We start from the raw sequence: 12,970 nt of genomic DNA on the forward strand, positions 1-12,970 counted from the left end.
GCTGGGGCAAGAGGTTGTTTCGGGGTAACAAAACGCTATTGTCGCGCCCCGGTTCGGGTGCGGCGTGGCGCTTGGCCAGTCGCCATGTCCGTGGCGAACCCATTTTGCGGCCCGCGAGCTCAAGACCGCACGAGACCAGGTTTCCAGGACTTTCATGCCAAGCAAGGTTCGCATCGCGCTGGACGCCATGGGAGGCGATGTCGGCCCCGCCGTGGTCATTCCCGGTGCTGCCATCTCGCTTGGCAGGCACCGCGATAGCGAATTCCTGCTGGTCGGGGACCGCGCCAAAATCGAGCCCGAGCTCGAAAAGCACCCCGCGCTCAAGGCCGCCTCGAAGATCATCCATACCGACGTTGCCGTCAGCGGTTCGGACAAGCCGAGCCAGGCGCTGCGGCGCGGCCGCAAGACCTCCTCGATGTGGCTCGCGATCGATGCCGTGAAGAAGGGCGAGGCGGATGTCGCGATCTCCGCCGGCAACACCGGCGCGCTGATGGCGATGGCCCGCTTCCACCTGCGCACGCTGCCGGGCATCGACCGTCCGGCCATCTCCGCGATATGGCCGACCAGGCGCGGCGAGTCCGTCGTGCTAGATCTCGGCGCTACCCTTGGTGGCGATGCGCACCACCTGGTGTCGATGGCGGTCATGGGCGCGGCCAAGGCGAGCGTGCTGTTCAACAAGACGCGGCCCACGGTCGGACTGCTCAACATCGGCGCCGAGGAGATCAAGGGGCACGAGGAGATCCGCGAGGCCAGCGAGATCCTGCGTGCGAGGAACCTGCCCGAGCTCGACTATATCGGCTTCGTCGAGGGCGACGGCATCGGCAAGGGGCTGGCCGACGTCATCGTGACCGAAGGTTTTAGCGGCAACATCGCGCTGAAGGCCGCCGAGGGAACCGCGCGCCAGATGGCGGAATTACTCCGCAACGAGATGCAGCGGAGCTGGCTGTCCAAGCTCGGCTATCTCTTTGCGCGTAGCGCTTTTCAGGCCCTGCGCGACAAGATGGACCCCAACAAGTCCAATGGCGGCGTGCTGCTGGGGCTAAACGGGGTGGTGGTCAAGAGCCACGGCGGAACCAACGCCGAAGGCTTTGCCTATGCGATCGATGTTGGCTATGAGATGGCTCACTACGATCTCCTGAACAAGATCAATCAGATGCTCAACCGCGAGGGCGGTGCACTTAGTTCCGTGCAGGCCGCGCAGGAGGCTGTTTCGTGACGAAAATCCGTTCGGTCGTGCTCGGCTGCGGCTCTTATCTGCCGGAGCAGGTGGTGACCAACGCCCAATTGGCGGCGCGCATCGACACCTCCGACGAGTGGATCGTACAGCGGACCGGCATCCGTGAACGGCACATCGCGGCCGAGGGCGAGTTCACCTCGCACCTAGCGCTGAGGGCAGCGCAGGCCGCGCTCGCCGATGCGGGCGTGGACGCGCAATCGATCGAGCTGATCGTGCTGGCGACCTCGACGCCGGACAATACGTTCCCAGCAACCGCGGTCGCCGTGCAGCACGGGCTCGGCATCAACCACGGCGCGGCGTTCGACCTCCAGGCGGTGTGCTCGGGCTTCGTGTTCGCGCTCGCCACCGCCGACAATTTCCTGCGCACCGGCGCCTACAAGCGCGCGCTGGTGATCGGCGCGGAGACATTCTCGCGCATCCTCGACTGGAACGACCGCGGCACCTGCGTGCTGTTCGGCGACGGCGCCGGCGCGGTCGTGCTGGAGGCGCAGGAGCAGCCGGGCAATGCCGCGACCGACCGCGGTCTCGTGACCACTCACTTGCGCTCCGACGGCCGCCACAAGGCAAAACTGTTCGTCGACGGCGGGCCGTCCTCGACCCAGACCGTCGGCCATCTGCGCATGGAGGGCCGCGAGGTCTTCAAGCACGCGGTCGGCATGATCACCGACGTGATCGTCGATGCGTTCCAGGCGACCGGACTCAACGCCGACAGCATCGACTGGTTCGTGCCGCACCAGGCCAACAAGCGAATCATCGACGCCTCCGCCCACAAGCTGCATATCGCCCCTGAGAAGGTGGTGCTGACGGTGGACCGGCACGGCAACACCTCGGCGGCCTCGATTCCCCTGGCGCTCTCGGTGGCGCGCAAGGACGGCCGCATCAAGAAGGGCGACCTGGTCCTCCTTGAAGCCATGGGCGGCGGCTTCACCTGGGGCTCTGCCCTCGTGCGCTGGTAGCAACAGTCTATAAAATTTTGCCGGAATCAGCGCGATTATCGATGCGTCTGCATTGATGAGCGCTGTTGACCGCCGTATCGTAAGCTCCTAATTTCAGACAACAATTGTTCGCCGTGATGTGGGGCAGGGCGATGACCGAGACCAGCAAAACCGTAACGCGTGTTGATCTGTGCGAAGCCGTCTACCAGAAGGTGGGGCTATCGCGCACGGAGTCGTCCGCCTTCGTGGAACTCGTGCTGAAGGAGATCACCGACTGCCTCGAGAAGGGCGAAACGGTGAAATTGTCCTCGTTCGGCTCGTTCATGGTGCGCAAGAAGGGTCAGCGTATCGGCCGTAATCCGAAGACCGGCACCGAGGTGCCGATCTCGCCGCGCCGGGTGATGGTGTTCAAGCCGTCGGCGATCCTGAAGCAGCGGATCAACGCCCAGCACCGCACCAACGGCGATGGCAGCAAGGTTCAACCCGAGGCGTAACCGCCTATCGGAAAGGATTGGCATTTGGACAAGGCGCCGGATGCGTTCCGAACCATCAGCGAAGTAGCGCAGGAGCTCGACATTCCGCAGCACGTGCTGCGGTTCTGGGAGACGCGTTTCTCCCAGATCAAGCCGATGAAGCGCAGCGGCGGCCGCCGCTATTACCGCCCCGACGACGTCGACCTGCTCAAGGGCATCCGCCGCCTGCTCTACGGGGAGGGCTACACCATCCGCGGGGTGCAGCGGATCCTGAAGGAGCACGGCGTCAAATCGGTGCAGGGCCTCGCCGACAGCGCTGCCGCGGTCTCGTTCGGGGCCATCGAGGACGCCATCGGCGCGAGCCTGATGGAGCCCGAGGACGAGGCGCCGATCAAGGGCGTCACCGATACCGACGATGACGACTATCAGGGCAGCGAGGAGGAAGGCATCGACTTCCGCTTCGCCGAGATCGACGACGAGGACATCCTCACCACCTTCCGCAAGGGCGGCTCTGCCACAGCGCCCGCCGGCCCCAGTGCGCTGGATAGGGAGCGGCTCGGCCGGGCGCTCGCCGACCTCGTCGCAGCCAAGGAAATGCTGGATCAGGCGCTGAAGGACGGATGAGGGGCCGCTTCGCGCCGGCTTTGCGGGGAGTTCCGGGGGCTGTGGGCGGATACAGCAAAATGCTGCGGCCTCGCCTTGCGCAAAGCGGCGATCCTAGCTAATGGAACGACATTCGGAGCGTGGCGCAGCCCGGTTAGCGCACTAGTCTGGGAGACTAGGGGTCGGAGGTTCAAATCCTCTCGCTCCGACCATCTAACGAACTGCAATTGCAGGGACATTTTTGCTCCTATCCATCGTGGATTGCGCCCGTGCCTCCCGCGGGGAAGCACCGGGGAAGCACGAGCGTCGATTATGGGCTGATTTGGGCGGTTTGCGAGCGCCCAATGACCGCGATTATTCAGTGCAACTGAAGTCGAGCGCTCGCAGCATCCTTTGCCTCCAGCATCTTCATCGCGACCGGCAACGTCACCGCGGCGTCGATCTCGACCATGTTGCCGGCGAGAACTCGGAACTGGCCGGCGGCCTTCCCCTTGAGAGGGGCAAGCATCGCAGCGGCGATTGCCGAGCTGACCTGACACTGAACGAGGGCGTACGGCCCATCAATGCTCAAGAGGAGGTCGACTTCCCTGCGTGCAAGCGCGCGGCCGATTTCGGTTTCGCAGAGGGTGACGCTGGAACGCAGAGCGGAAGAAGCGATCATGATGTTTTGCCTTTCGAGCAAGATGGAAGTCCAGGGGCGAAATGACCGACATCAGACGGCCCCGCGCACCTTTGGGCGTGCGCCTTGGACATACGCGCGCGGCCCCTGGACAAGATCTGTGATCGCCGCTGACCGGAATGGCTATCGGCTGATGTTTCGGGCTTTCGACCCGGGACCAGCATGCGGCATCTCGAAAAATCGACAACGAATTTCTTGTCTGGAAAAGTCTAATACGTAAAACCAGACAACTTAGCGCTTGATCGGATTTGCGCATTTATCGATTTCAGCGCTTTTGTCGGGTTTCGAAAGCGCGCATTACCCGACAAGGAATTCGAGGCGGGCACGACGCACCGCGCGTCAATATGGAAATAGCGCCAGCGACTTAGCATGCGTGCGTCGCTATCACAGCATGCAGAATTCTTTGAAGGTCAGTCATGCGTATGACTGCGGGCCTTTCGATCGCAGTTTGAAGGGACCGCCTCGAGACCGTCATAACGAGAGCTCAGCGGGGCACCCATCCCGGCCCACTTCCGACCCCTAGGGGGAGGGGCGGACGCGCGTAGTCCAAAGGTCGCAAAGCCCCTCGGCTAAATTTCAGAATTTTCAAAAGTCCGAGTGGCGCTCATCGAGCGTCATACGATGGGTCTTCGAAGATGTCGCTGGCTTCGATCGGCTCAATGATCTGTTTCTGCAATACTTCTACCGCGCAAAGCTTCAGAACCTTCTTAATGAGCTTGTATTTCTCAGCATAGAACTTGAGGCCACGAACGGGCCTCGTATTCTTCGGATCTCGTTGTCGCACCACGTCTTCGGTTGCCGCGGCGATATCCTGCTTCAGAACTCTTAAGGCCGCTTGCAAACGATTCATCTCGGCACGTCTTGGCATAGTCGTCTGGATCAAGTTCGGTGATCGTACGCGCCGGAGCTCGGGGCTCATCGGCCGCAACTGGTGCTGACGTCGTTTCTGAAGGAGAGGCCTTCGCTTCCGTTCTGGATCGCTCGGGTTCGCGCACCACGAGCTCCTTTACTCGGGAAGGGTCGATCTTTGCATGCTCCAGGTTGCGGCCTGCCTCATCGAGCGCCTTCTTGAGTTCCGGAGAGATCTCGGCGATCGCCTCCAAGGCACCCTTTGAACCGGCCACAACGCCTGAGCTTGGCTGTTTTGCCGGAGGAGATGCTTGTGCAGGTGCCGCCGCGGCAGCCTTCGGCGGTGCATCATCGCACTTCATCGGCTTGAGTTCGACGCCATCGATCTTGCCGCTTACGCCGCTGCAATCTTTCTGCGGCTTGACGGGTCTTGAGATTGGATTGCCGACGGCTGCTGCTGTTTGGTTCGAAGGAGTTGGAGAGGGCTTTGCCGGCGGAGCCGGCGCTCTCCCGATGCGCACGGCTCGGGCGATGCCGCCGTTGGCCGTAATCGAGCCGTCGGGTTGCAGCGTGTACACCCACGATCCCAGACTCGTTGTGTAGGTCAAGTTATCGCCGGAGCACGTCCAGGTACCCTCCGCCTGACACGCCGCGTGCTCACTACAAATGGCTCTCCCGTCAGCGGTGAGCGTCCCCTTATTTCCTCCGGAATGCCTCCATTCGCCGATGAACTTAGAAGAGCAGCTCGCTGGCGGAGCGGCAGAGGCGGGTGTCATTGATACGGCTGCTGCCAACGACAGGCAAAGCAATAAGCGCACTGAAATTCTCCCAAACAAATGCGATCAGAGTTATCGGCAGCCACGAGTCCCATCAGAATGGATAACCACCCGCGGCGTTTATCGGAAGCCAAGTCGCCGGCGCGTTAGTGCTTTAGGTCTTCGAGCGCCCTCCCAAAAACCTGTCGGGCTTTGCGCTCATATCCTTCCGTTCCCCCTCGGCCGTAGTCATCCAGGTACGCAGCAGCTTCCGCTGTATAGTGACCTTTGAGACTGCAGCCCGAGTATAGCGCTGTGATCTCCTTAGCAAATGCCCGCGCCGATTCGAGCTCTTGCGCATTGAGCCATTCACCAGCTCGGGGTGTCTCCCTCTCCAATTCCGTAGCAAGATCGTACCGATACAAGCGCTCGAACGGATTTTGGCCTGCTTCTCTCTTTGACCACTGCGAGACGCCGATACTATGCTGCTCTCTTTCTTCAACGAACTTGGGTTCGCCGGATCTAGCTCTTTCCACGAGTGCGCTGTATCGCAAAGCAGCGTAGGCCTGCAGCGTTCGGGAGAACACTTGATACAGGTCAAAACCAATGATCCGTACCATGGGGCGGACGATTCCAGCGCGCTCCTCCGCACTGATGTTCAAATCGGCAAGTTGCTTGTCCACTTCATCTAGCTGAGCTTGTTTTTCTCGTGCGGTCGGGGCGCCCATCCGATTGCCCCATGCTGCCTGATTGTAGGCAGCGCGAGCACTATTGATCGAAGTCCGCCTCAACTGTTGAAGAAGTGCCTGTGCCTGATCGAGTTGCTCGCGCAACTCCACTTGAACCTCCCAAACCTTGAACGTCTTGATTTGAGATAGAAAGACAAACAAGGCGCAGACGATGAACGCAGCTCCTAGGGTCGCAGTCGACCCAGTCTTCCAAGCTTGATGGATGCAGAGTATTAGAGCAGCTATCCCCATCGCAAAGCAAACAAGAGTGAAGATTTCGCGCAGTTTTTCCATGTCGCCGTCGATCAATTTAAATATGCTCCCGCGCCGAATAGGACGCGCCTCTGCCCCCGACGAAATCAAATTGTGACGCGGGCTGGCGTGTCACGTGCAACTCTAGCGGGTCTTTTGCGGCCGCCAAGCAAAACCGGTAGTTTGCCCCCAGCTAGCTTGCGAGGGCGAATCTGCTGAAGGAGGCCGCTTGAGCTAAAGCCCTTGGAGTTGATTTTGATCACAAGGCCGGCCCGGATCGTCGTGGGCACCGGTCTATCTTGAGCCTTCAGGTGGCCGAAAGTGCCGTTTGCCCCGACCCGATGAGCGCTACCGCGCGTGGTTTTCAAGCCGTGCCTACAAACCCGGGCCGATCAGCTGTAACTTTCCGCTTACTACTCCAGAGTCATAATCACCGCACGGACGTCTAAGCCGCTTCGCCGACGGCACCCACCGCGCAATCCCGCGCACTTCCTCTCACCCCGTCGGCGAATGTCGTCAACCCCGTACGGATGTCCAACAGACGTTACGCCGATGGAGTAGTTCGGCGTACGATAGCGTGCGAAAGGGCGAGAGCCGGACTTGGGCTAAGGAGACCGGGCCGCTTTGAACAAACTGAAGATCAAGAACTGTAACGCTGGGGGGCGAGTCGCTCCCGGCCACCCCGGGCCACGATTTTCCGCGCCACTCTGCGATATTCCGCGATTTCCCGCGTTTGATGATAGCGGTCGGCTCCACCGTTGGACAGAGATCGCTCTACAACGTCCGTCATTCGACCGCGATGGCCACTTTTCCGAAGTGCGCGCCGCTAGCCATGTGACGGAACGCCTCCGGAACTTGGTCGAACGGGAAGGTCTTGTCGATCACGGGCCTCATTCGATTGATGGCGATCGCATCGCACATTGCCTGCAGGTCTTCGACTGAGCCCACGGTGACCCCCTGCAGTCGTTGCTGCTGCATGACCATCAAGGGCAGGCGCAGTTCGGCCGGCGGCGGTCCGGCGAGCACGCCGATGAAGGCGATCGTCCCGCCGATGCGGATCGCCCGGATCGACTCGTCGAGCGAGCCGACGCCGCCGACCTCGACGACCAGATCCACGCCTTGGCCTGTAAGGTCTCGCGCCTTCTTGCCCCAGTCGGGCGCCGTCCTATAATTGATTGTGACATCGGCCCCCAAAGATTTCAGCCGTTCGAGCTTGGCCTCGTTCGACGAGGTGGCGATGACGCGCGCGCCGCACATCTTCGCGAACTGAAGTGCAAAGATCGATACGCCGCCGGTGCCCTGTGTCAGGACGGTCTGGCCGGCCCTCACGCCACCGAGTTTGACCGTCGCGCTCCATGCGGTCAGCCCCGCGCAGGGCAGGGCGGCAGCCTCGAGGTCGGAGAGGTGATCCGGAGTTCGGACCAGCGCTTGCGATGAAAAGACGCGGTACTCGGCGAGGACGCCGTCGACAGCGCCTCCGAGGGCTCCCTGCATCTTCGCCGCACTTGGTTCGCCGCCGATCCATGTCTCGAAGAAGCTGCCGACGACGCGATCGCCAGGCGCGAATGCCTTCACATCCGGACCGACGGCCTCCACGAGGCCGGCACCGTCGGAAACCGGTATCAACGGAAATTTCTGACGCGAACCGTACCCGCCCTTGATCGTGAGAAGGTCGCGATAGTTGAGCGTCGCAGCCTTGATGCGCACCAGCACTTGGCCCGGTCCGGCCTGCGGGACGGGTCTGTTGACCAGCTTGAGTCCCTCGACCCCATCCGGTCCCTGCAATTCGAAGCACTTCATTGTCGCGTTTCCTTGTGTTCGCCCGGTCAAGACCGAAACGGCATTCGCTTGAATGTCACGCTCAATCCTCCTGACCGTCTGCACGAAGGGGCCCGGCGGCTTGCGACAGCAGTGCGACGACTCCCAAATGCGGTCTCGTCCGGCTCATCCAGAGATCCGGGCGCCGAATATTCCGGATTCGAAAACCGCCGTTATCCCTGCGTCGTTGAGCATACCTGCCCGAGGTCGAAAGGTCACTGAGTTCGAGTGTGGCTCAAAACCGAACCCAGCGGGGAGGGCAGCTCTTGGCGCGAAGCGGACATTCGACCGGACGCGCATGTCCAAAGGCCAAGCGCCGACATGCCGAATAGTGCCGCTCTCCGGGTTGAGCGGACGCAGTTCCCGAGTTGCGGATCCGACTACTGTTGCGAAGGCCCCGCAGCAGCCGAAAGGTTCTCGCGGGAAGAGATTGCTAGACTTCGCTCTCGCGTGCGCAATTTCCAGCGACCCTGTATTGGATCAGTCGATGCAAACGATGTTTTTCGGACGCTTTAGAGTTCCGAATTTCAGAAATTTTACTGGCGAGGGGGCCGCGAGCGAGATAAGCGAGCAAAAAAGTTGAATATCCGCTGTCTCTTTTCTCCGCCTCAGGGCATTGACGATATGCCCATCATGGGGCTCGATCAGCGTCGAGCGTGCGGAGGAGACGAGATCATGGGCTACAAGCCGATCGAGTCCTATGGCGTCATCGGCGACCTGCACACCATTGCCCTGGTCGGCATCGACGGGTCCATCGACTGGTGCTGCCTGCCGCACTTTGACTCACCGAGCGTCTTCGCGGCGATCCTCGACGACCAGAAAGGGGGCTCATTCCGCATCGCCAGTCTCTACGAGGCGCAGCACAAACAGATGTACATGCCTGACAGCAACGTCCTGGTGACGCGCTTTCTTAGCGACCAGGGCGTTGGTGAGGTCGTCGACTTCATGCCGGTCCAAGGCCCGCGCGAGATCAGAAAGATCCACCAGATCGTCCGGGTAGTGCGGGCGGTGCGCGGGTCGGTTCGATTCCGCCTCGACTGCCGGCCGGCTTTCGACTTCGCCCGCCGGCCCCACCAGGTCGTCCTGGAGGGCCGGGGAGCGATCTTCGAGGCGCAAGGCATGAAAGTCTCGCTAGTCAGCCGCTTCCCGCTTGGTCGGCAGGGCGACGGCGTCGCTGCCGAGTTCGTTCTCAACCCCGGCGAGACGACCACGTTCATCCTCCGCCAGGTGGAGGAGAACGGCCACGATAGCGATCATGACGGCGTCCTGCTCGAGGCGCGGCTGGTCGGCACGGAGGCCCTGACGCAAACCCTGGCCTTTTGGCGGCAGTGGCTGAGAAAGTGCAACTATTCAGGTCGCTGGCGCGAGATGGTCCACCGCTCGGCGCTGGTATTGAAGCTGCTGACGTTCGCGCCGACCGGCGCGATCGTGGCGGCGCCGACCTGCGGGCTGCCGGAAGAGATCGGCGGAGTGCGCAACTGGGACTATCGTTATACTTGGGTGCGCGACGCCGCTTTCACCAATTACGCCTTCCTGCGCCTGGGGCTGACGTCGGAGGCGGAGCAGTTCATGGCCTGGTTGGAACAGCGGGCCGTCGAGGGCGCCCGGGGCAACCCGTTGCAGACTATGTACCGCATCGACGGCGGGCACGAACTACCCGAGGAGGTCCTCGGCCACCTCGATGGCTACCGCGGCTCGCGTCCGGTGCGAGTCGGAAACGCCGCTGCCGCGCAGCTGCAGCTGGACATCTATGGCGAGCTGATGGACGCCGTCTACCTGTACGACAAGTACGGGACGCCGACCGGCTATGACTTCTGGTGCCACCTGCGCAAGATGCTCGACTGGGTGGCGAACAACTGGGAGCGAGCCGACGATGGCATCTGGGAGGTGCGCGGTGGACAGCAGCAGTTCGTCTACTCCAAGGTGCAGTGCTGGGTGGCGCTGGACCGAGCGATCCGCCTTGCGCAGAAGCGGAGCCTGCCGCTGGACCGCACCCGCCTGGCCGCGGAGCGAGACCGCATCTACGAGGCCATCATGACGCGCGGCTGGGACACGGAGCGGCAGACCTTCGTGCAGCACTTCGCCACCGACGCGGTGGATGCGTCCAACCTGATCATGCCGCTCGTCTTCTTCCTGTCGCCGACTGACCCCCGCATGCGCGGGACGCTCGATCGGACCATGGCGGAGCTGGTCTCCGACAGCCTGGTGCACCGCTACGAGATCGGCAGAGGAGCCGGCGACGGCCTGACCGGGAGCGAGGGGACGTTCAATATGTGTACGTTCTGGCTGGTGGAAGCGCTGGCCCGGTCGGGCCGCGCCGAGGAGGCCCGCTTCATCTTCGAGAAGATGCTGACCTATGCCAACCACCTCGGCCTGTACGCCGAGGAAACGGGTCCGCGTGGCGAAGCGCTGGGCAACTTCCCGCAGGCATTCACTCACATCGGGTTGATCAGCGCCGCGTTCAACCTGGACCGCCGGCTCGGCGTGGCGCCTTGAGTAGGGTCGGACCATGAGCGCGCAGGTCACTTACCTAGGGACTTCCATCGCAGACTGGGTGGGGGAGCTTTCGAGCAGCGATCCGCTCCAGCGCCGCCTCGGCGCATATGCCCTGGGCGAGATCGGCCCCGCGGCAACCGAGGCTGTGTCCGACCTCGCTGCGGCCCTCCAGGACCCGGTTGAGTTCGTGCGCGTCTGGGCGGCGGCGGCCCTCGCCCGGGTGGCGCCGCTGGGTGGAGAGTCGGTCACCGTCCTTATTGCGGAGTTAGGCGACGAGCTTGCCTTCGTCCGCAGCCTGGCGGCCTGGCACCTCGGGCGCCTCGGTCCGACCTTCCCGGGGATCGAACAAGCCCTCATCCCCCTCCGACAGCTAGCGGGTGATAAGGATCCGAGCGTGCGGGTGGAGGCCGCGCTGGCGCTGGGGATGCTCGAGGGGAAGGGCGCCCCGCCGCCGGAGCTGAAGTCCTTGTCCACTTGAGCTCGTCAGTTAAACCTATCTTCGAGATAGCTGATCAGCTTCACTTGCGATGGCGCGTGATCGGGCAGGTATATTTGCGCTCGTTCGTCGCCGGATCCCGATTACGAGGTCAGGCGCCAATTTAGGGATGATGATTCTCTTTCGACGTCGAGGAACCGAATCTCTGGACGCGAGAGCAGACCGGCGGGCGCTACTTGAACGTTTCTCGTTCGCCTCCCATGTACAAGGTACATCAAGACGAAGGCTGGTACCTTCACCAACCTGCCCGCTGCGGTAAGGTGGTATCCACACTTGTGGGATGGGGCTGTTCAGTGGCAATCCAGGCAGTACCAGCCTCCGGCGAAGCTCAGGGGGCAACATGTCTATCCCACCTTTAAGTCTGTATTCCGCTCCGCCAACGCGGCGCCGTGTCATCATCGGACTGGCCGCGTCTTCCCTTCCCGCTCCAGCCATTGTCCGCGTGGGCCGCATCATGCCAATCCGCAGCATGGTGATCGCTGAAACCGGCCGCCCATCGGCCGGCTTTGTCCAGCGCCTGTTCTATAATGCTCTCGCCACCGGGCTTGCCCGAGGCCGGATCACGGTCCGGCTAAAAAACAGGGCCGTGACCTCGAATGAAGTGGAGCGACTGGTCAGCAACGCGCGCCAAACTGGCTGGATCGATGACCAGCCCGGCGCGCCGGGGGCCATCCGGAATGGGGAGAACTGGCAATGACCATTAGGCAGAGCACCGAAATCCGAAACGGGATGGATGCGAGAAAGATCGCTGTGCTGCACATTCCCCACAGTTCTCGCCTGATTCCGGCCGATGAGCGCGCGCGACTGTCTCTCGGCGAGAGTGAGCTCGAAACTGAGTTGCTCCGGATGACGGACGCTTTTACCGACGAGCTATTCCCACCTACGCTTCATGAAGCGGAGCGAGTTGTGTTTCCAGTCAGCCGGCTGGTATGCGACGTGGAACGCTTTTCAGACGATGCAGACGAGCCGATGGCAGGCCGCGGCATGGGCGCGATCTACACCGCAACCAGCACCGGGAGACGCCTGCGAGCCACAGCTTCGGCGCCTGAACATGAGCGTATTATGACGCGGTGGTATCGGCCGCATCATGAGTTACTCACGTCGGCCGTGGACAAGGTGCTCCGCCGTGAAGACCGTTGCCTCATTATCGATTGCCACAGTTTCGCTGATCGTCCGCTACCGCACGAGCCTGACCAGGACCCGCGGAGACCCGAAATCTGCATTGGGACGGATCCTCTCCACACCGCGCATGGACTGAGTGGAGCAATTGCAGACGCTGCAAGGAAACTCGGGTTCACCGTTGCTGCTGACAGACCATTTTCGGGCGCGCTCGTTCCGGCGAAACACTACCGTGCCGACATGAGGGTTCAATCGCTAATGATAGAGGTGAACCGGCGGGTCTACATGAACGAGCTTACGGGCGATCGTCTCGTCAGCTTTGAGAAGTGCAGGGAAGCCGTTGGCAGTCTTGTGTCAACTGCGGCGACTTTCCTCCTTTCTGCATAGCCATAGAGCAGAGCCGAGGCTCGCGTTCCGTTTTTTTGCTCGAGCCGCCATATTCACGCTGGAAGCGACGACGCTTTTCCTGCCTGGTGTTTTTGCGTTCACTCGCTGGTAAGGGCTGTCCATTGGTGCAGGCGTTCATGGGG

12 protein-coding genes, 1 tRNA gene and 1 riboswitch are annotated in these 12,970 nt (G+C 61.9%); of the genes, 9 read left to right on the plus strand and 4 right to left on the minus strand.

All coding sequences use genetic code 11. The features are described from left to right. The first annotated feature begins 154 nt into the window (after positions 1-154). The 5 genes from plsX (at position 155) to ACSKB8_RS28735 (ending at position 3,460) form a co-directional block, all read left to right on the plus strand. Positions 155-1,216 carry a phosphate acyltransferase PlsX gene (gene plsX, locus ACSKB8_RS28715; protein ID WP_091893283.1) on the plus strand — a complete coding sequence of 354 codons (1,062 nt, stop codon included), beginning with the start codon at positions 155-157 and terminating at the stop codon, positions 1,214-1,216. After that, on the plus strand, positions 1,213-2,193 hold the full coding sequence (locus ACSKB8_RS28720; RefSeq protein ID WP_438107814.1) for a beta-ketoacyl-ACP synthase III: 981 nt from the start codon (positions 1,213-1,215) through the stop codon (positions 2,191-2,193). The genes plsX and ACSKB8_RS28720 overlap by 4 nt, the downstream gene beginning before the upstream one ends. A gap of 131 nt (positions 2,194-2,324) precedes the next feature. Then, entirely contained in the window at positions 2,325-2,666 is a 342-nt protein-coding gene (locus ACSKB8_RS28725; RefSeq protein ID WP_176945860.1) for an integration host factor subunit alpha, read from the plus strand. A gap of 24 nt (positions 2,667-2,690) precedes the next feature. Then, a complete protein-coding gene (locus tag ACSKB8_RS28730; RefSeq protein ID WP_438107815.1) occupies positions 2,691-3,269 on the plus strand; it encodes a MerR family transcriptional regulator in 579 nt (192 codons plus the stop codon). A 113-nt stretch (positions 3,270-3,382) separates the two neighbouring features. Beyond that, a tRNA-Pro gene (locus ACSKB8_RS28735) sits at positions 3,383-3,460 on the plus strand. A 146-nt stretch (positions 3,461-3,606) separates the two neighbouring features. On the opposite strand, the gene ACSKB8_RS28740 is transcribed toward ACSKB8_RS28735, so the two are convergent. The 4 genes from ACSKB8_RS28740 to ACSKB8_RS28755 form a co-directional block, all read right to left on the minus strand. Further along, positions 3,607-3,909, minus strand: coding sequence for a hypothetical protein (locus ACSKB8_RS28740; RefSeq protein ID WP_438107816.1), 303 nt, complete (start codon positions 3,907-3,909; stop codon positions 3,607-3,609). Between the two features lie 743 nt (positions 3,910-4,652). Beyond that, entirely contained in the window at positions 4,653-5,384 is a 732-nt protein-coding gene (locus ACSKB8_RS28745; RefSeq protein ID WP_438107817.1) for a hypothetical protein, read from the minus strand. Positions 5,385-5,698: 314 nt separating this feature from the next. Continuing rightward, positions 5,699-6,568, minus strand: coding sequence for a hypothetical protein (locus ACSKB8_RS28750; protein ID WP_438107818.1), 870 nt, complete (start codon positions 6,566-6,568; stop codon positions 5,699-5,701). A 729-nt stretch (positions 6,569-7,297) separates the two neighbouring features. Continuing rightward, positions 7,298-8,311, minus strand: a complete 1,014-nt coding sequence (locus ACSKB8_RS28755) for a zinc-dependent alcohol dehydrogenase family protein (protein ID WP_438107819.1) — start codon at positions 8,309-8,311, stop codon at positions 7,298-7,300. A gap of 693 nt (positions 8,312-9,004) precedes the next feature. Here ACSKB8_RS28755 and ACSKB8_RS28760 point away from each other — a divergent pair. The 4 genes from ACSKB8_RS28760 to ACSKB8_RS28775 all read left to right on the plus strand — a co-directional run bounded on the left by ACSKB8_RS28760 (position 9,005) and on the right by ACSKB8_RS28775 (position 12,827). Then, positions 9,005-10,825: a glycoside hydrolase family 15 protein gene (locus ACSKB8_RS28760; protein ID WP_438107820.1), complete on the plus strand. Its 1,821-nt coding sequence runs from the start codon at positions 9,005-9,007 to the stop codon at positions 10,823-10,825. A gap of 13 nt (positions 10,826-10,838) precedes the next feature. After that, positions 10,839-11,303 carry a HEAT repeat domain-containing protein gene (locus ACSKB8_RS28765; protein WP_438107821.1) on the plus strand — a complete coding sequence of 155 codons (465 nt, stop codon included), beginning with the start codon at positions 10,839-10,841 and terminating at the stop codon, positions 11,301-11,303. A gap of 224 nt (positions 11,304-11,527) precedes the next feature. Next, a riboswitch (SAM-I-IV-variant riboswitch) is annotated at positions 11,528-11,635 on the plus strand. A 128-nt stretch (positions 11,636-11,763) separates the two neighbouring features. Then, a complete protein-coding gene (locus tag ACSKB8_RS28770; RefSeq protein WP_438107822.1) occupies positions 11,764-12,018 on the plus strand; it encodes a hypothetical protein in 255 nt (84 codons plus the stop codon). Beyond that, positions 12,015-12,827: an N-formylglutamate amidohydrolase gene (locus tag ACSKB8_RS28775; RefSeq protein WP_438107823.1), complete on the plus strand. Its 813-nt coding sequence runs from the start codon at positions 12,015-12,017 to the stop codon at positions 12,825-12,827. Before ACSKB8_RS28770 ends, ACSKB8_RS28775 begins: the two co-directional genes overlap by 4 nt. The last annotated feature ends 143 nt before the right edge of the window (positions 12,828-12,970 follow it).

The sequence above is a fragment of the Bradyrhizobium sp. BR 1432 genome, assembly GCF_051547705.1.
GTDB lineage: Bacteria > Pseudomonadota > Alphaproteobacteria > Rhizobiales > Xanthobacteraceae > Bradyrhizobium > Bradyrhizobium zhanjiangense.

Coding starts and splice junctions, on each gene's coding strand:
- plsX (WP_091893283.1), top strand. CDS start 155: ATGCCAAGCAAGGTTCGCATCGCGCTGGACGCCATGGGAGGCGATGTC.
- ACSKB8_RS28760 (WP_438107820.1), top strand. CDS start 9,005: ATGGGCTACAAGCCGATCGAGTCCTATGGCGTCATCGGCGACCTGCAC.
- ACSKB8_RS28765 (WP_438107821.1), top strand. CDS start 10,839: ATGAGCGCGCAGGTCACTTACCTAGGGACTTCCATCGCAGACTGGGTG.
- ACSKB8_RS28725 (WP_176945860.1), top strand. CDS start 2,325: ATGACCGAGACCAGCAAAACCGTAACGCGTGTTGATCTGTGCGAAGCC.
- ACSKB8_RS28775 (WP_438107823.1), top strand. CDS start 12,015: ATGACCATTAGGCAGAGCACCGAAATCCGAAACGGGATGGATGCGAGA.
- ACSKB8_RS28740 (WP_438107816.1), bottom strand. CDS start 3,909: ATGATCGCTTCTTCCGCTCTGCGTTCCAGCGTCACCCTCTGCGAAACC.
- ACSKB8_RS28755 (WP_438107819.1), bottom strand. CDS start 8,311: ATGAAGTGCTTCGAATTGCAGGGACCGGATGGGGTCGAGGGACTCAAG.